Annotated in this window: 17 protein-coding genes; all 17 read left to right on the top strand. The window is 64.8% G+C overall.

Annotation, left to right across the window (positions count from 1 at the left end; translation table 11 throughout):
- The first annotated feature begins 425 nt into the window (after positions 1-425).
- The 17 genes from CH292_RS20920 (at position 426) to der (ending at position 17892) form a co-directional block, all read left to right on the top strand.
- Positions 426-1319, top strand: a complete 894-nt coding sequence (locus tag CH292_RS20920) for a hypothetical protein (RefSeq protein ID WP_094655608.1) — start codon at positions 426-428, stop codon at positions 1317-1319.
- Positions 1316-2332: an HAD-IIA family hydrolase gene (locus CH292_RS20925; protein WP_019667884.1), complete on the top strand. Its 1017-nt coding sequence runs from the start codon at positions 1316-1318 to the stop codon at positions 2330-2332. The genes CH292_RS20920 and CH292_RS20925 overlap by 4 nt, the downstream gene beginning before the upstream one ends.
- 58 nt (positions 2333-2390) lie before the next feature.
- Positions 2391-2606, top strand: a complete 216-nt coding sequence (locus CH292_RS20930) for a hypothetical protein (protein ID WP_019667883.1) — start codon at positions 2391-2393, stop codon at positions 2604-2606.
- Position 2607: 1 nt separating this feature from the next.
- Positions 2608-3435: a TlyA family RNA methyltransferase gene (locus CH292_RS20935; protein ID WP_094655609.1), complete on the top strand. Its 828-nt coding sequence runs from the start codon at positions 2608-2610 to the stop codon at positions 3433-3435.
- Positions 3432-4388 (top strand): NAD kinase, encoded by a 957-nt coding sequence (locus CH292_RS20940; protein WP_019667881.1) that lies wholly within the window; start codon positions 3432-3434, stop codon positions 4386-4388. The genes CH292_RS20935 and CH292_RS20940 overlap by 4 nt, the downstream gene beginning before the upstream one ends.
- 2 nt (positions 4389-4390) lie before the next feature.
- Positions 4391-6157, top strand: coding sequence for a DNA repair protein RecN (recN, locus tag CH292_RS20945; protein ID WP_170949222.1), 1767 nt, complete (start codon positions 4391-4393; stop codon positions 6155-6157).
- 157 nt (positions 6158-6314) lie between these two features.
- A complete protein-coding gene (gene steA, locus CH292_RS20950; RefSeq protein ID WP_026348257.1) occupies positions 6315-7499 on the top strand; it encodes a putative cytokinetic ring protein SteA in 1185 nt (394 codons plus the stop codon).
- Positions 7496-8440, top strand: a complete 945-nt coding sequence (locus tag CH292_RS20955; protein ID WP_141216379.1) for a copper transporter — start codon at positions 7496-7498, stop codon at positions 8438-8440. Before steA ends, CH292_RS20955 begins: the two co-directional genes overlap by 4 nt.
- 152 nt (positions 8441-8592) lie before the next feature.
- Positions 8593-10338, top strand: coding sequence for a CTP synthase (locus tag CH292_RS20960; protein WP_020113236.1), 1746 nt, complete (start codon positions 8593-8595; stop codon positions 10336-10338).
- Entirely contained in the window at positions 10335-10991 is a 657-nt protein-coding gene (locus CH292_RS20965; protein ID WP_033188363.1) for an NUDIX hydrolase, read from the top strand. The genes CH292_RS20960 and CH292_RS20965 overlap by 4 nt, the downstream gene beginning before the upstream one ends.
- Positions 10992-10998: 7 nt before the next feature.
- Positions 10999-11913 (top strand): site-specific tyrosine recombinase XerD, encoded by a 915-nt coding sequence (xerD, locus tag CH292_RS20970; protein WP_094655611.1) that lies wholly within the window; start codon positions 10999-11001, stop codon positions 11911-11913.
- A 305-nt stretch (positions 11914-12218) separates the two neighbouring features.
- Complete coding sequence (locus CH292_RS20975) at positions 12219-13118, top strand: ParA family protein (protein ID WP_026348255.1); 900 nt, start codon at positions 12219-12221, stop codon at positions 13116-13118.
- Between the two features lie 3 nt (positions 13119-13121).
- A complete protein-coding gene (locus CH292_RS20980; protein ID WP_019667872.1) occupies positions 13122-13961 on the top strand; it encodes a ScpA family protein in 840 nt (279 codons plus the stop codon).
- Entirely contained in the window at positions 13954-14637 is a 684-nt protein-coding gene (gene scpB, locus CH292_RS20985) for an SMC-Scp complex subunit ScpB (RefSeq protein WP_019667871.1), read from the top strand. Before CH292_RS20980 ends, scpB begins: the two co-directional genes overlap by 8 nt.
- An 11-nt stretch (positions 14638-14648) precedes the next feature.
- The gene (locus tag CH292_RS20990) at positions 14649-15752 is read left to right on the top strand and encodes a pseudouridine synthase (RefSeq protein WP_019667870.1); all 1104 of its coding nucleotides are present in this window, start codon (positions 14649-14651) and stop codon (positions 15750-15752) included.
- Positions 15752-16450: a (d)CMP kinase gene (cmk, locus tag CH292_RS20995; protein ID WP_033188366.1), complete on the top strand. Its 699-nt coding sequence runs from the start codon at positions 15752-15754 to the stop codon at positions 16448-16450. Before CH292_RS20990 ends, cmk begins: the two co-directional genes overlap by 1 nt.
- The gene (gene der, locus CH292_RS21000) at positions 16447-17892 is read left to right on the top strand and encodes a ribosome biogenesis GTPase Der (protein WP_019667868.1); all 1446 of its coding nucleotides are present in this window, start codon (positions 16447-16449) and stop codon (positions 17890-17892) included. The genes cmk and der overlap by 4 nt, the downstream gene beginning before the upstream one ends.
- Positions 17893-17974 lie beyond the last annotated feature (82 nt).

The following is a 17974-nucleotide window of genomic DNA, read 5'->3' on the forward strand; positions in this document are numbered from 1 at the left end:
ACTGCACCCGACAGGGTGTGGGAGAGTAGGACACCGCCGAACACACTTTCACAGAACACCCCCGGGAACCACACGGTCCCCGGGGGTGTTCTGCATACCCGAACCAAAAACACCCCACCATGCACACCCCCACGAGCCACAGCGACCACACCCACCGAAAAACACCCCCCGAATGTGCGCTGACACCACCCCCACACGCACAACACGAGGGTGAAATCGACCCTTCCGGACCCGGAGACTCAGTACGAAACCAGAGGTCCGAACCAGGACGAGTGGATGCGTCTACGTTCTGGTCGGTGAGCATGTGTAGTTGCGTAACCCACATCGGGGCTCTGCAATTTTCAGTTTTCAACCCATTCTCTGTTTGGATGAACGGTGTCGGTCGACCGACGCAGAGCTTTATCTCTTTATAGAAAGGACCCGTTGTGCCGGAAGACAGCAACGACCGCCGCTCCTTCCGTGGCGACGGAAACCGTCGCTCCAACGATTCGCGGAGCCGTGCCGGCGGTGGCGCAGGCCGTTCGGGCAATCCTCGTCGAGGCGAGGGCGGTGGAGGTAGGTCCGACGGGCCTCCTCGTCGTCGAGGCGGTGAAGGCGGATTCTCGGGCGATCGCAGGGGAAGCGGACCCGCGGACAGGCGTCCGCCGCGTCCCGAGGAGCCGGATCTGCCCGACGAGGTCGAGGCCGGTCAACTCGAGCCTGCGATCCGTCGTGATCTGTTGAGTCTCGACAAGAACAATGCCACTGCTGTTGCACGGCATCTCGTGATGGCGAGCCGTTTGCTCGACGACGATCCGCAACTCGCGCTGCAGCACGCACGTGCTGCGCGGCAGCGAGCGGGACGTATCGCCGTCGTCCGCGAGACTGCTGGTGTGACTGCCTACCACGCCGGTGAGTGGGCGGAGGCTCTGTCCGAGCTCCGTGCAGCTCGTCGTATGGCCGGTGGACCGGGCCATCTGGCGGTGATGGCGGATTGCGAGCGCGGCTTGGGTCGTCCGGAGCGAGCTATCGAACTCGGTCGAAGCGACGAGGCGCGGGAGCTGACCGGTGAGGCGGCGTCGGAGCTGCGTATCGTCGTTGCCGGTGCGCGTATGGATCTGAGCCAGTTCGATCAGGCAGTGGTGACGCTGCAGACTCCTGATCTCGATGCATCGCGTTCGGGCACCGCGGCTGCGCGGCTGTTCTACGTGTACGCCGACGCTCTGGTGGCGGCAGGCCGCGTCGAAGAGGGCGTCAAGTGGTTCCTCAACGCGGCCGCAGCCGACGTCGACGGAGAGACGGACGCCGAGGAGCGCGTCGAGGAGCTGTCCGGGCAGTGACCACTGATTCGGTTCTGAGGTCTCAACACGACGTTCTGTTGCTCGATCTGGACGGCACCGTCTACCAGGGCAAGGATCCGATTCCGGGAGCGGTGGAGTACCTGCGCGGTCGTTCGGAGGACTCCGGGCGTATCGAGAAGCAGTATTTCGTCACCAACAATGCGAGTCGGTCGCCGTCGGATGTTGCGCAGCATCTCGTCGAGCTCGGGTTCGATACGTCGGAGGAGTTCGTGGTGACCAGTGCCCAGGTCGCTGCTCGGATGCTCGCTGAGCGTGTCCCTGCCGGCTCGACGGTCGTGGTGGTCGGCACGGATGCATTGTCGGCGGAGATTTCACTGGTGGGTCTGAGTCCGGTTCGTCGAGCCGAGGGCGAGCCTGCTGCCGTCGTTCAGGGGCACAATCCGGCGACGGATTGGGGAGTTCTCGCCGAAGCCGCGTTCGCCATCCGCGGAGGAGCTGTGTGGGTAGCCACCAACACCGACGCGACCCTGCCGACCGAAAGAGGTCTTGCGCCCGGCAACGGATCGATGGTCGCTGCCGTTCGAACGGCGACCGGCAGCGAGCCGCTGGTGGCAGGAAAGCCGGCGGCGCCCATCATGCAGGACGCCATTCGATTGAGTGAGGCTGCGAGCCCGCTGGTCGTCGGCGACAGGTTGGACACGGACATCGCCGGTGCCTGCACCATCGGCATTCCGTCGCTGCTCGTGCTCACCGGCGTCAGCAGTGCGTTGGATGCGGTGCGTGCGGTGCCGTCGGAGCGTCCGACGCACATCGGTTTCGACCTCGACGTGCTGAATCTGCCCTCCGACAAGTCTCGGGTCGGGGCGAAGCAAGGTTGGTCCGCTGAGGTCCGGGACGCTGCGCTGGTGGTGACCTACAGGGGAACCGACGCACCGGATACCGTGGACGGACTCCTGACAGCAGCCGACGCTGCGTATCGTTCCGATCGAGAGTGGAACACCGTGACGGTCGACGGGGTCGGCACCGAGGTGCTCGCTCGACTGCTTACGTAACCGGCGCGGCGTCGGGCGCTCGGGCACACGTCGGACCTATCCGATAGCGTTAGCGTCGATGAGCACGTCGATTCCACTTCCAGGGCAGCACCGCCCGCAGGATTCAGCGACCCCCGATGTCGACCCGAGCGCCGTCGTGTCGGAGGTCGACGCTTTGCTGGACCGGCTGCCGGGTGAGGGCGACGCACCGATGGATCTGAACGTTCAGGCGCAGATTCTCGGACGGGCGCACGACGTCCTCGTTCATGCGCTCTCCTCCGTGGACAAGAGCTGACATGGCACGACGCGCACGCGTCGACGCCGAGCTCGTTCGTCGTGGCTTGGCGCGCTCGAGGGAACACGCTGTGGAGCTGATCGCTGCCGGGCGGGTGAAGATCTCGGGAACGGTAGCAACCAAGCCTGCGACGGCCGTGGAGGCCGGTACGCCGTTGCTGGTGTCGGAGGCCGAAAACGAAACTCAGTGGGCGTCGAGAGGTGCACACAAGCTTCTGGGAGCACTCGAGGTGTTCGAGCGAGATGGCTTCTCGGTCGCGGGCAAACGGTGCCTCGATGCAGGGGCGTCGACGGGCGGGTTCACCGATGTTCTGCTGAGCAGGGACGCGAAGGAAGTCGTCGCTGTCGACGTCGGGTACGGCCAACTCGTCTGGCGCTTGCAGTCCGACGAGCGGGTTCATGTCGTCGATCGAACCAACGTGCGTTCCATCGATGCTGACACGATCGGAGGTCGCGTCGAGGTCGTGGTCGCGGACCTGTCGTTCATCTCGCTCAAACTGGTGTTGCCTGCGTTCGTGGCGTGCACGGACCCCGACGCGGACCTGGCATTGATGGTGAAGCCGCAGTTCGAGGTCGGCAAGGACCGTGTCGGTTCAGGCGGTGTGGTTCGTGATCCGCAGCTGCGCATCGAGACGGTCGTCGACGTGGCACGAGCAGCTGCCGAGCTGAACTTGTCGCTTCGGGACGTGACGGCGAGTCCGCTTCCCGGTCCCTCGGGCAACGTCGAGTATTTTTTGTGGCTACGATCGCACTCGTCCGCGCAGGAACCTGCTGCGGATGCCGATGTGCAGGCCTTGGTAGAACGCGCGGTCGAGGAGGGCCCACAATGACTTTCGTTCCGGCGACTACTCCGGTGCGCGAGGTCTTGCTGGTCGCTCATCCGGGTCGTCGCGAGATAGCCGACACCGCCAGACGGGTCGCGAAGGTGCTGGGTGAAGCGGGCATTCGCCTGCGCGTGTTGTTGGACGAGGTGGACTCGTCGCGTATCGAAGCCGTCGGCCCTACCGGTACCGACGTGACACTCGGTGCAGATCTGGAACTGTCGGTCGTCGAGTTCGGTCCCGACGCCGCCGCGGGTTGTGAGCTGGTGCTGGTGCTGGGCGGGGACGGTACGTTTCTGCGGGCAGCGGAACTGGCACGCAGCGCGGACATTCCGGTGCTGGGGATCAATCTCGGACGTATCGGGTTCCTTGCCGAAGCGGAGGCAGAGAATCTCGAAGAGGTACTCACCCGAGTGGTGAGTCGGGAGTACCGCGTCGAGCAGCGAATGACGTTGGACATTGCGGTGCGCGTCGGCGACCGGGTTGTCGAGCGAGGCTGGGCCTTGAACGAGGCAAGCATCGAGAACGGTTCACGCCTCGGCGTCCTCGAGGTCGTGTTGGAGGTCGACGATCGTCCCGTCTCCGCGTTCGGCTGCGACGGGGTGTTGATCGCGACGCCCACAGGGTCGACGGCCTATGCCTTCTCGGCCGGCGGTCCGGTGGTGTGGCCCGAGTTGGAGGCGATTCTGGTCATCCCCAGCAATGCGCACGCGTTGTTCGCGCGTCCTCTGGTGACCAGTCCGGAGTCGTTCATCGCCGTGGAAACGGATGCCGCCGGGCACGATGCGTTGGTGTTCTGTGATGGACGTAGAACCATGAAGTTGCCTGCCGGCGGCCGCGTCGAAGTCATCCGTGGGGGCACGCCGATTCGGTGGGTTCGCCTGGATTCGGCGCCGTTCGCCGATCGAATGGTCACCAAGTTCGCGCTACCTACATCAGGATGGCGGGGGAGAGCGAGGTAAGCATGCTCGAAGAGATTCGAATCGACAGCCTCGGAGTCATTTCAACTGCAAGCGCACAGTTCCACGAAGGACTCACAGTCCTGACCGGTGAAACGGGTGCGGGCAAGACGATGGTCGTCACGAGCCTGCACCTGCTGTCGGGTGCCCGCGCCGACGCAGGCAGGGTGCGCCTCGGCGCCGATCGTGCAGTCGTCGAGGGCAGGTTCAGCACCGAAACCGCGTCGGCGCAAGTTGTCGACGAGGTCGAGCGTGTACTCGAATCGGCCGGGGCTCAGCGCGACGAGGACGACTCCATCATCGCGTTGCGGACCGTCAACGCAGACGGACGATCGCGCGCCCACCTCGGGGGCAGAAGTGTCCCAGCAGCAATTCTGTCCGGCTTCACCGATTCGTTGCTGACCGTCCATGGCCAGAACGATCAGTTGCGGCTGCTCCGCGTGGACCGTCAGCTCGATGCGCTCGACCGGTTCGCAGGTGACTCCGTCGCCACGCCGCTGAAGAAGTATCGCACCGCACGCACCGAGTGGCTCGCTGCCAGAACCGAACTCATCGACCGCACCGACCGCAGCCGCGAGCTGGCACAGGAAGCCGACCGGTTGCAGTTCGGCCTACAGGAGATCGATGCCATCGCGCCCGAGATGGGCGAGGACGTCACCATCGCCTCCGACGTGCGACGGCTCGGCGACCTGGACTCGCTGCGCGAAGCCGCCGAAGGTGCCGGCGCAGCGCTGGTGGGGGCTGCGGACGACGTCGGCGACGGCATTTCGGCTCTTCATCTTCTGGGCGAGGCCAGAACAAGGCTTGAACAGACCGACGACACCACGTTGACCGATCTGCTGCCCCGGCTGAACGACGCGTTGGCGTTGGTCACCGATATCGGCGCGGACATCACGAGCTATCTCTCCGACCTACCGTCCGATCCGTCCGCGCTCGAGACGATGCTCAACCGTCAGTCCGAGCTGAAGTCGTTGACGCGGAAGTACGCAGCGGATGTCGACGGTGTCATCGCGTGGGCCGACGATGCGCGTGATCGTCTGTCGAAGATCGATGTGTCAGCCGACGCTCTTGCCGAATTGTCCGCGAAGGTCGAATCCGCTGCGGTCGAGGTGTCCGCGGCGGCGAGCAAACTGACGGCTGCGCGAGCCAAGGCAGCCGCGAAGCTGGCCAAAGCCGTCAGCGCGGAGCTGGCGGGTCTGGCGATGGGCAAAGCCAAATTGCAGCTGGATCTGCGCACGATTCCCGCCGGGCCCCAGGACTCCGCGCCGCTGTCGGTCGACGGTGCAGAGCTTCATGCCGGTGCCAGTGGTGTCGACGAGGTCGAGTTCAAGCTGTCGGCGCACGACGGGGCTCAGGCGCTACCCATCAGCAAGAGCGCCTCGGGTGGCGAGCTGTCCCGCGTCATGTTGGCGCTCGAGGTCGTGTTGGCAGGGTCCGACAAGGGCGCCACCATGGTCTTCGACGAGGTCGATGCCGGTGTCGGTGGTCGCGCAGCGGTCGAGGTCGGACGGCGGCTGGCTCGCCTGGCGAGGACGCACCAGGTCATCGTCGTCACTCACCTGCCTCAGGTAGCTGCATTCGCCGACACACATCTGGTGGTCGACAAAGCGGACTCGAAGAAGGGCGCTGCGAACAGCGGCGTGAAAACACTGTCCTCGTCGGAAAGAGTCGTCGAGTTGGCCCGAATGTTGGCAGGTCTGGACGACACCGAAACCGGTCGGGCCCACGCAGAAGAACTACTCGCCACCGCCCGCGCAGACCGACAAAAATAACCGCCGCAGCTTCGATTCGGTCATTCCTGCAGGCTCCACTCCTTCCTTCCGGTCATTCCTGCAGGCTCCACTCCTGCTGGTACAGATGTGACCAGTGTGGTAATTGGTTCGGCGCGCCTCCACCGTCGGGCGTGTCGTCGGCGTCATCATGGGTGCCATGAAGATGCCGGCTCTGCTGTCACGCAATCAGGATTCGCTGCCCGGAATCAGTGGTATCGCCCGGGTCGATCGCAACACTGCCAAGCTGCTGAAACGCGTCGGTCCAGGGGACATCGTCGTGCTCGACGAGCTCGATCTGGACAGGCTGACGGCGGATGCGCTCGTTTCGGCGGGTGTGCTGGCGGTCGTCAACGCCTCCCCGTCGATCTCGGGAAGGTATCCCAATCTCGGACCCGAGGTGATCGTCGCGAACGGCATCACCCTGATCGACTCGGCCGGCGCCGAGGTGTTCAAGAAGATCAAGGACGGGTCGAAGATCCGCTTGAACGACGGCGGCGTCTACACGGGCGACCGTCGCCTCGCCAAAGGTGAGGAGCAGAGCGAAGCCGAGATCTCCGATCGGATGATCGAGGCCAAGACCGGTCTGGTCGACCATCTGGAGGCGTTCTCGGGCAACACGATCGAGTTCATCCGCACCGAGAGTCCGTTGCTGATCGACGGTGTCGGTGTGCCGGACATCGACATCGTGTTGCAAGATCGCCATGTCGTGGTGGTGGCCGACGGTCCCGGTCACGCCGAGGATCTGAAGAATCTCAAGCCGTTCATCAAGGAGTACCAGCCGATCATCATCGGTGTCGGCGCCGGCGCGGACACGGCGATGAAGGCGGGATACCGACCCGATCTGATCGTCGGAGACCCCGAGGAGATCACGGCGCAGACCCTCAAGTCCGGCGCGGAGGTCGTTCTTCCTGCCGACTCCGACGGTCATGCCAACGGTCTCGAGCGCATCCAGGATCTGGGCATCGGCGCGATGACGTTCCCGGCGACGGGCGCGCCCGCCGATCTGGCACTGCTGCTGGCCGACCACCACGGGGCGTCGTTGATCGTCACCGTCGGTAGCCCGGCAAGTCTGGACGAGTTCTTCGACCGCGGTCGCCGCAATACCAATCCCGCAGCGTTCATGACCCGACTGAAGGTGGGCGCGAAATTGGTGGACGCCAAAGCCGTTGCGACTCTGTACCGCAGTCGCGTCTCCGGCGGGGCCATCGCTCTGCTGATCCTTGCGGCTCTGGTTGCGGTGATCGTCGCTCTGGTGGTGTCCAACATGGGCGGCGACGTGCTCGATTGGGCCGTGAATCTCTGGAATCAGTTCGCGACGTGGGTTCAGGGGCTGCTCGCGTGATTTCGATGCGTCAACATGCCATTTCGATCGCGGCGATCTTCGTTGCTCTTGCGATCGGAGTGGTTCTCGGTTCCGGGTTGCTGTCGAGCGGCCTCGTCTCGGGCCTTCGCGACGACAAGACCGATCTCGAGAACGAAGTCGGTGCGCTGCAGGACACCAACAATCAACTCGGTGAGCAGCTGAACTCAGCGGACGGTTTCGACGCTGCGGTGTCAGGCCGCGTCGTACGCGACGCGTTGCTGGACAGGAGTGTCGTCGTCATCAGCACTCCCGACGCGGACCCAGGCGACGTCGACGGCGTGACGCGGTCCATCGAGGCGTCGGGCGCTGCGGTGACGGGCCGGGTGTCGCTCACCGACTCGTTCGTCTCCGCTGCGAGCGGCGACGATCTGCGGACGCGACTCACCAACGTGGTGCCTGCCGGGATTCAATTGCGCACGGGTGCAGTGGATCAGGGCAGCATGGCCGGCGATCTGCTCGGTTCGGTGTTGTTGCTGAACGCACAGACCGCAGAGCCTCAGTCGACGCCGGAAGAGCTCGCGTTGGCTCTCGAGACGCTGCGCAGCGGCGGGTTCATCGCGTACGACAACGGTGCTGTTGCACCCGCTCAGCTCGCAGTGGTCGTCACCGGTGGTAGTTCCGAGGACGGTGACGGCAATCGAGGTGCGATCGTCGCGAGGTTCGCCGGCGGACTCGACGCCCGGGGAGCGGGCACGGTTCTTGCCGGTCGCACCGGAGCCGCGAACGGGAACGGGCCGGTCGCCGTCGTGCGGGCAGATCCGGCGTTGTCCACGGGCGTGAGCACGGTCGACAACGTCGACCGTGAGGCGGGACGGATCACGACAACCCTCGCGCTGCAGGAGCAATTGGACGGTGCTGCGGGGCGGTACGGCACCGGGGCCAACTCGACGGCAGTGACGGTGGGAGCCCCCGCGCGGTAACTCGCAGCACAGAAGTGGCGAGTCGTTCGCGTGAACTGCCGTAGTGGTGTTACCGTGAAGACCCGTGGGTAGCAGGCCCATTATGGACGTTGTACCTCTCTTGTCAGCTCTCTGGCAGGAGCAAGCCCTGCAGATTGGTCACGGGAGCATCATTGTCACGCCTTCAGTCGCGATCTGACACCAAGCACATCTTCGTCAGCGGAGGCGTTGCGTCTTCGCTCGGCAAGGGCCTCACGGCGTCGAGCCTCGGGCAGCTACTGACCGCACGTGGCCTTCGCGTCACCATGCAGAAGCTCGATCCCTACCTCAACGTGGATCCAGGCACCATGAATCCGTTCCAGCACGGCGAGGTCTTCGTGACCGAGGACGGCGCGGAGACGGACCTGGACGTCGGCCACTACGAGCGGTTCCTCGATCGCGATCTCTCCGGGTTCGCGAACGTCACCACCGGTCAGGTCTACTCTGCCGTGATCGCCAAGGAACGCCGCGGTGAGTACCTGGGAGACACCGTTCAGGTCATCCCGCACATCACCGACGAGATCAAGAGTCGTATCCTTGCGATGAACGGGCCGGATCTGCAGGGGCATCAGCCCGACGTCGTCATCACCGAGATCGGCGGCACTGTCGGCGATATCGAGTCGCAGCCGTTCCTCGAGGCCGCTCGCCAGGTCCGTCACGACGTCGGACGCGAGAACGTCTTCTTTCTGCATGTGTCGCTGGTTCCGTTCCTCGCCCCGTCGGGCGAGCTGAAGACCAAGCCGACGCAACACTCCGTCGCGGCGCTGCGCAGCATCGGTATTCAGCCGGACGCGTTGATTCTGCGCTGCGATCGGGAGGTCACTCCGGGCCTCAAGAACAAGATCGCGCTCATGTGCGACGTCGACGTCGACGGCTGCATCTCCACCCCCGACGCGCCGTCGATCTACGACATCCCGAAGGTCCTGCACAAGGAAGGCCTGGACGCGTACGTCGTCCGCAAGCTCGGACTTCCGTTCCGTGACGTCGACTGGACGGTGTGGGGCGGTCTCCTCGAGCGTGTTCACGAGCCCCGCGAGACGGTGCGTGTCGGCCTCGTCGGCAAGTACGTCGATCTACCCGACGCTTACCTATCGGTCACCGAGGCGCTTCGTGCCGGAGGTTTCGCGCACCGGTCGAAGGTCGAGATCAAGTGGGTGCCGTCCGACGAATGCGCGACGCCTGCCGGTGCGCATGCTGCCTTGGGCGATGTCGATGCGGTGCTGATTCCCGGAGGGTTCGGTATTCGCGGTATCGAGGGCAAGCTCGGAGCTATCGAGTTCGCGCGGACACGGAAGGTTCCGCTGCTGGGGTTGTGCCTCGGGTTGCAGTGCATGGTCATCGAGGCGGCGCGCTCGGTGGGCTTGACCGACGCCAATTCGGCCGAGTTCGAGCCGGACACGAAGTATGCCGTCATCTCGACGATGGCGGACCAGGAGGATGCTGTCGCCGGTGAGGCCGATCTCGGTGGGACGATGCGTCTGGGTGCCTACCCGGCGAAGTTGAACAAGGGATCTGTCGTGGCCGGTGCGTACGGTGCGACGGAGGTGTCCGAGCGTCACCGTCATCGGTACGAGGTCAACAACACCTACCGTGACCGAATCTCCAAGAGCGGCTTGGTATTCAGCGGGACTTCGCCCGACGGCCACCTCGTGGAGTTCGTCGAGCTGCCCGCGTCGGTGCATCCGTTCTTCGTCGGTACGCAGGCTCACCCCGAGCTGAAGAGCCGCCCGACGCGTCCGCATCCGCTCTTCGCGGCACTGATCAATGCGGCGTTGAAGTACAAGGCCGCCGAGCGCCTTCCGGTCGATGTGCACGGTGAAGAGGCCACCAAGGATTCCGAGTTCCCGGTGTCCGGTGCCACTACCGAAAGCGTCGGATGACCACTTCGGAATCCGGCTCGGGTCCGCAGGACCGCCACGAGTTCACCACCGTCGCAACCAAAACCGTGTACGAGGGTGCAATTCTGGCGCTTCGGCTCGACCAGGTCGAGATGCCGGGCGGACGTGTGGCCGAGCGTGAGGTCGTCGAACATCACGGCGCTGTGGCGATCGTGGCACTCGACTCGTCGGACCGCGTGGCGATGATCGAGCAGTACCGTCACCCGATCGGTCGGCGCCTGTGGGAGCTGCCTGCCGGTCTGCTCGACGAGCTCGACGAGCCACCTGTCGACGCCGCCAAGCGCGAACTGGCCGAGGAGACCGGTCTTGCCGCGGACACGTGGTCGGTGCTCGTCGACGTGACGGCGTCGCCAGGCTTCACCGACGAGTGTGTGCGGATCTTCCTCGCGGAAGATCTGTCCGAGGTGGACCGCCCGGAAGCACGGGATGAAGAAGCGGACTTGGTGCTGCAATTCGTCCCGTTGACCGAAGCCGTCCAACGCGCCCTGTCCGGCGAGTTCATCAACGCCTCCGCGGTGTCGGGGATCCTCGCCTTGGCAGCGTCCAGGGCTGGGTCGACGCCGCTGCGGCCCGCCGACGCCCCGTGGCCGGATCTTCCGACGACCTTCGAGCTGCGGAAGCGTTCTCACGGATAGGTCAGGGGTGCTGGCGAAGCAGATATCCGCGTATCTCGATCACCTCGAGGTCGAGCGCGGTGCTGCGAAGAACACTCTTTCTTCGTACCGCCGGGATCTTCGGCGGTACGAGGCCTTCCTGTCCGGGCATCACATCGACGATCTCGGAGTCGTCGGCGAACAGGACGTCACCGCGTTCGTCATCGAGCTCCGACGTGGGGGAGACGAGTTTCCACCTCTCGCTGCGAGTTCCGCCGCGCGCACCCTCATCGCGGTCCGCGGGCTGCACAAGTTCGCGGCACTCGAAGGCTTCACCCGCGTCGACGTGGCGAGGGCGGTCAAGCCGCCGACGCCCAGTCGTCGGTTACCCAAGTCTCTGCCGCTGGATCAGGTCATCGCGATTCTCGACGCTGCGACGACGGATGGCGCCGACGCTCCGAGAGGGCTGCGGGACAAGGCGCTACTCGAGTTGCTCTATTCGACGGGCGCTCGTATCTCGGAAGCCGTAGGCCTCGACGTAGACGACATCGACACCGACAACCGTGCGGTACTGCTGCGCGGCAAGGGCGACAAGCAGCGCGTCGTACCGATCGGCCGTCCGGCGGTCGACGCCGTCGACGCGTATCTCGTGCGGGGTCGACCGGCGCTGGCGAAGAAGGCGACTCCTGCGCTGTTTCTCAATGCTCGGAGCGGGCGGTTGTCACGGCAGAGTGCGTGGCAGGTGCTGCACACGGCGGCGGAACGGGCCGGTATCGCCACCGCGGTCTCCCCGCACACATTGCGGCATTCGTTCGCTACGCACCTGCTCGACGGTGGTGCGGATGTGCGCGTCGTTCAGGAGCTTCTCGGGCACGCATCGGTGACGACGACGCAGATCTACACCCTTGTCACCGTCAACACGCTTCGTGAAGTGTGGGCCGAGGCGCATCCGCGCGCCCGGTGACATGCTTTGCGCGTGTCCGGCGAAGGTGTCGACCGAGCACGCGGTAGCGTTGGACAGCAGTCGCGAAGGAAGAATCGCACAGTACGAACGGACAGGGGAGCGCTGGAGACGTGTCGACACCGTGGCCGCCAGCGGCGGAGTCTGGTTCGGAGAAGACCTGGGAAGAGTCGACCCCTACGCCTCCCGCTCCACCGGCACCGCAGGGCCCGGCCACGCACTCGGCTCCGGCGAGTGACTCGTCCTATCGAAGCTACGAGGCCACTCCCGACGGCCTCACGCCCCAGCATCCGCACAACGAAGGCGCGTTGTTCCATACGCGTCAGCCCGACACCAGCCGTGAGACGAGAGAAACCATTCCTGCGGCAACCGAATTAGGCCCGACCGGTCGCAAGACCAGGGAGGTTCCCGATCCCCAGCCCTTGGCGAAGCACGGTCCCGCGAAGATCATCGCGATGTGCAACCAGAAGGGTGGCGTCGGCAAGACGACGTCGACGATCAACCTCGGTGCGTCGCTTGCCGCCTACGGCAGGCGTGTCCTGCTCGTCGATCTCGACCCTCAGGGTGCGTTGTCGGCCGGCCTCGGCGTCGCGCACCACGAGCTGGATCTGACGGTCTACAACCTGCTCGTCGAGCCGAAGATTTCCGCCGACGACGTCCTGATGCGCACGCGGGTGGAGAATCTTGATCTTCTGCCGAGCAACATCGACCTGTCGGCAGCCGAGATCCAGTTGGTAACCGAGGTGGGCCGCGAGCAGACGCTCGGTCGGGTTCTGCATCCGGTGCTCGATCGGTACGACTACGTGCTCATCGACTGCCAGCCGTCGCTGGGTCTGCTCACCGTCAACGCACTCACCTGCGCCGACGAGGTGCTCATTCCGATGGAGTGCGAGTACTTCAGTCTGCGCGGTCTCGCGCTGCTCAACGACACCGTCGAGAAGGTGCGCGACAGGCTGAATCCTCGGCTGAAGCTGGCCGGCATCGTGGTGACGATGTTCGACGCGAGGACGCTGCATTCGCGTGAGGTCATGACTCGTGTCGTCGAGGTGTTCGGCGACGTCGTCTACGACACGGTGATCACTCGGACGGTCCGGTTCCCCGAGACCTCCGTCGCCGGTGAGCCGATCACCACCTGGGCGCCCAAATCATCTGGTGCACAAGCCTATCGGTCGTTGGCCCGTGAGGTCATCTACCGTTCCGGTCCGTAACCGATGACCGACACCGCCACCGAGACCACGCCGATCGAAGTACCCGAGAACGAGGACCCGTCGCGTTTTCGTGTTCGGCTGCTCAACTTCGAGGGGCCGTTCGATCTCCTTCTCACACTGATCAGTCAGCATCGCCTCGACGTCACCGAAGTCGCGCTGCACACTGTCACCGACGATTTCATCTCCTTCACCAAGAGCCTGGGCAAGGAGATGGGCCTCGATCAGACGACGGAGTTTCTGGTCGTCGCGGCGACTCTGCTGGATCTGAAAGCGGCGAGGCTGCTGCCGTCGGGTGATGTCGAGGACGCCGAGGATCTTGCCCTTCTCGAAGTGCGCGATCTTCTGTTCGCGCGGTTGTTGCAGTATCGGGCGTACAAGCAGGTTGCTCAGCTCTTCGGCGAGCTCGAGGCAGCAGCCCTGCGTCGGTATCCGCGGTCGGTCTCCGTGGAGGACCGCTACACCGACCTGATCCCCGAGGTGCTGTTGGGCGTCGATGCAGCTCGATTTGCGGACATCGCGGCGGCTGCCTTCCGGCCGAAGCCGATCCCGAAGGTCGGTCTCGATCACATTCACCAGCACTCGGTGTCGGTTCCCGAGCAGGCGAAGTGGGTCATGGAACGGCTGGAGAGCAAAGGCGAAGGCGCATGGACGCCGTTCTCGGAGCTGACCGAGGGATGCGAACACACCGTGGAGATCGTCGCGCGGTTCCTTGCGCTGCTCGAGTTGTTTCGCGAGCAGGTTCTGGCGTTCGAGCAGCCCGAGCCGCTGGGTGAGCTGTTGGTGACGTGGACGGGTAAGGAGAAGTCGGGGCAGGTTCTGGTCTCGGCGGTGGATTATGGATGAGCAACAGCCGCTCGACGTGGAGTCTGCGGAGGAGACGGACGAGCTGGACGACGCCACGCTCGTCTCGGCTCTGGAGGCCGTCCTGCTGGTGGTGGATTCGCCGGCATCGAACGAGCAGTTGGCGTCGGCCGTCGGGAGCGATGTCGGACGCGTGAAGCCGATTCTCCAGAGGATGTCCGCGGATCTGACCGAACGACGCAGCGGAATCGATCTCCGATACGCCGGTGACGGCTGGCGTTTCTACACGCGCACGGTGTACGCGCCGTACGTGGAGAGGCTGCTTCTCGACGGCGCTCGGTCCAAGCTCACACGCGCGGCATTGGAGACTCTCGCCGTTATCGCATATCGTCAACCGTTGACCCGCGCGCGAGTCAGCGCCGTGCGAGGGGTCAACGTCGACGGAGTGATGCGCACGTTGCTCGCTCGCGGACTGATTTCGGAAGCTGGAGTGGATCCGGAATCGAACGCAACCATGTACTCCACAACCGAGTTGTTCCTCGAACGGCTCGGTCTGGCTTCGCTCACGGATCTGCCACCGCTGGCACCGTTGTTGCCGGGAGTGGACCTGATCGACGAGATCAGTGACAGCATGGATACCGACCCGAGAGTCACCCGCTCCACCAAGAACCGCGGATCGAAACCCGATCCGGTAGCCGAGCTCGACTCGGACGACTGATAGGTAAAGAAGTGAACAAGCCCGCTCGCCGTGATGGCACACCGGACAGGAACAAACGACAGGCTCCGCGTAGGAAGCCGACGACCGGACGGTCGGAGGATCCGCGCGAGAACCGACGCAGGGACGATGCGCCCCGCGCCGGAGGACCCCGCAAGGCTGTCCCGCGCAAAGGCGTCGACCAGCGCAAACCCTTCGAGAACAAGCCGGTCGACAGTGGCATCAACGATCGCAGCAACGACGCAGTGCCGCGCAAGAAGCCCTCTCGGCCCAAGCCACCGAAGCCGCAGAAGAAGCAGGCTCCGTCGACCACCATTTCCAACGCGAAGCCCGCGAAGCACCAGTACATCGAGCCCGACGCCAAGCGGCGTCACGTCCCGCGCGGTGAGGGTGTGCGTCTGCAGAAGGTGCTCGCTCAGGCCGGTGTCGCATCGCGCCGGGCTGCCGAGGAACTGATCGCCGACGGTCGCGTCGAGGTCGACGGCCGCATCGTCACCGAGCAGGGAATCCGGATCGATCCGGACGTCGCGATCGTCCGCGTCGACGGCACACGCATCGTCGTGAAGGAAGAACTCGTTCACCTCGCGATGAACAAGCCGCGTGGATGGCAGTGCACCATGTCCGACGATCTGGGACGCCCGTGCGTCGGCGACATCGTCTCCGAGCGCGTGCAGGCAGGGCAGCGACTGTTCCACGTCGGACGTCTCGATGCCGACACCGAGGGCCTTCTGCTCTTCACCAACGACGGTGATCTTGCTCACCGCTTGATGCATCCGTCGTACGAGGTGTCGAAGACCTACCTGGCCACGTTGTTCGGCGCGATCCCGCGTGATCTGGGCAAGAAGCTCAAGGCCGGTGTCACCCTCGACGACGGTCCGGTGAAGGTCGACGGGTTCGCGCTCCTCGACATCTCCAACGGCCTGTCACTCGTGCGCGTCACGCTGCACGAGGGCCGCAAGCACATCGTCAGGCGCCTGTTCGACTCGGTCGGATTCCCGGTCGGTCGCCTCGTGCGCACCGACGTCGGCAACGTTGCTCTCGGCGACCAGCGTCCCGGCACGTTGCGTGTGCTGGGACGCGGCGAGGTCGGCAAGCTCTACGAGTCGGTCGGTCTGTGATGGACGATCTCGGTATCGACGGCCTGGTCATTGCCATGGACGGGCCGTCGGGAACCGGTAAGTCAACGGTCTCGCGCAAGCTCGCCACGGCACTCGACGCTCGGTACCTCGACACCGGTGCGATGTACCGCGTGGCGACGGTGTGGGTGCTGCGCGCCGGAATCGATCCGACGGATTCGGAGAAGGTGGCCGACGTCGTCGCGACGCTTCCTCTGGACATCGGCACCGACCCCGCCGCGGAGGCAGTCACTCTTGCAGGTGAGGACGTTTCGGAGGAGATCCGAGGAGAGGCCGTCACCAAGGCGGTCTCTGCCGTGTCGGCCGTTCCTCGGGTGCGGGAGCTCCTGGTGCAGAAGCAGCGCGACATCTCGGCGTCGTTTCCGCGGATCGTCGTGGAGGGTCGCGACATCGGGACCGTCGTGTTGACCGACGCCGACGTCAAGGTCTTCCTGACGGCGTCGCCGGAAGCACGGGCGGACCGACGCAACAAACAGAACATCTCTCAGGGACGGGTCGACGATTACGAGGCAGTTCTCGCCGACGTCCAACGCCGCGATCATGCGGATTCCACTCGCGCCGTATCTCCGTTGCGGCCTGCCGAGGATTCCGTGATCGTGGATACCAGCGATCTGGGCATGGACGGCGTCATCGACGCGTTGCTCCAGGTTGTGCACGACAGAACTGGAGTGAAGCAGTGACCGAGGAATTCTACGCAGGCGAGGTCGCAGGCGACGGCACGTGGAGCGAAGAGGGGGAGTGGGACCTTCTCGATTACGTCGACGGTGACGATGCAGAGGCAGCGGTCGCAGTCCCGACTCTCGCAGTCGTCGGACGGCCCAACGTGGGAAAGTCGACTCTCGTCAACCGCATCATCGGCCGACGCGAAGCGGTTGTCGAGGACATTCCCGGCGTCACGCGTGACCGAGTGTCCTACGAGGCCAACTGGGCCGGACGTCGGTTCCTGGTGCAGGACACCGGCGGGTGGGAGCCCGACGCCAAGGGACTGCAGCAGTCCGTTGCGCGCCAGGCCGAGTTGGCGATGAACACCGCCGACGCGATTCTGCTCGTCGTCGACGCACGCGTCGGGTCGACGACGACCGACGAAGCGGTTGCGCGGGTGCTGCGCCGCTCGAAAACCCCGGTGCTGTTGGTGGCCAACAAGGTCGACGACGGACGCACCGAGTCCGAGGTTGCATCACTGTGGTCGCTCGGCCTCGGCGAGCCGAATGCGGTGTCGGCGACGCACGGCCGCGGCACCGGTGATCTGCTCGACCGCGTTCTCGAAGCGCTCCCGGAAACTCCCCGCGAAGGTATTCCCGGGGGCGGTCCGAGACGAGTCGCCTTGGTCGGTAAGCCCAACGTCGGCAAGTCGTCGCTTATCAACAAGCTGTCCGGCGACGAGCGATCCGTTGTGCACGACGTTGCGGGCACCACCGTCGACCCCGTCGACTCGCTCGTCGAATTAGGCGGCAAGACATGGCGTTTCGTCGACACAGCCGGCCTGCGCAAGCGAGTCAGCCATGCCAGCGGCGCCGAGTTCTACGCGTCGCTGCGGACGAAATCGGCCATCGAGGCCGCCGAGGTCGCAATCCTGCTCATCGACTCGTCACAGGTCATCTCGGAGCAGGATCTCCGAGTTCTGTCGATGGTCGCCGACGCGGGCCGTGCGCTCGTGCTGGCGTTCAACAAGTGGGACCTCGTGGACGAGGACCGTCGACTGCAGTTGGAGAAGGAGATAGATCGCGATCTCGCTCGGGTGCCGTGGGCGCAGCGTGTCAACATCTCCGCGCACACCGGCAGGGCCGTGCAGAAGCTCGTTCCGGCCCTCGAAACAGCTCTCGAGTCCTGGGACAAGCGAATCCCTACCGGCAGGCTCAACAACTGGCTCAAGGAGGTCGTCGCGGCGACACCTCCACCGATGCGTGGTGGGCGTCTGCCGAGAATCATGTTCGCCACCCAGGCGACCACCCGTCCGCCGACATTCGTTCTGTTCACCACAGGCTTCCTCGAGGCCGGCTACCGCCGGTTCATCGAGCGGCGTCTGCGTGAAGAGTTCGGCTTCGACGGCAGCCCCGTCCGTGTCTCGGTCCGTATCCGCGAAAAGCGCGAGCGGCCGGGCAAGGGCAACAACCGCCGATAGATTCTCCGCCCACCCCTGACCAGGCGATTTCGTGTCAGGGGTGGGGCTGGGGTAATCTCATCGAGCGCCTTAACCGGCGCGG

The sequence above is a fragment of the Rhodococcus sp. 14-2470-1a genome (assembly GCF_002259425.1).
Classification (GTDB): domain Bacteria; phylum Actinomycetota; class Actinomycetes; order Mycobacteriales; family Mycobacteriaceae; genus Rhodococcoides; species Rhodococcoides fascians_E.

Excerpts from the sequence above, each read along its gene's own strand:
- CH292_RS20930 (WP_019667883.1), top strand. The coding sequence starts at position 2,391 with ATGAGCACGTCGATTCCACTTCCAGGGCAGCACCGCCCGCAGGATTCA.
- CH292_RS20935 (WP_094655609.1), top strand. The coding sequence starts at position 2,608 with ATGGCACGACGCGCACGCGTCGACGCCGAGCTCGTTCGTCGTGGCTTG.
- CH292_RS20940 (WP_019667881.1), top strand. The coding sequence starts at position 3,432 with ATGACTTTCGTTCCGGCGACTACTCCGGTGCGCGAGGTCTTGCTGGTC.
- recN (WP_170949222.1), top strand. The coding sequence starts at position 4,391 with ATGCTCGAAGAGATTCGAATCGACAGCCTCGGAGTCATTTCAACTGCA.
- steA (WP_026348257.1), top strand. The coding sequence starts at position 6,315 with ATGAAGATGCCGGCTCTGCTGTCACGCAATCAGGATTCGCTGCCCGGA.
- CH292_RS20965 (WP_033188363.1), top strand. The coding sequence starts at position 10,335 with ATGACCACTTCGGAATCCGGCTCGGGTCCGCAGGACCGCCACGAGTTC.
- CH292_RS20980 (WP_019667872.1), top strand. The coding sequence starts at position 13,122 with ATGACCGACACCGCCACCGAGACCACGCCGATCGAAGTACCCGAGAAC.
- scpB (WP_019667871.1), top strand. The coding sequence starts at position 13,954 with ATGGATGAGCAACAGCCGCTCGACGTGGAGTCTGCGGAGGAGACGGAC.
- cmk (WP_033188366.1), top strand. The coding sequence starts at position 15,752 with ATGGACGATCTCGGTATCGACGGCCTGGTCATTGCCATGGACGGGCCG.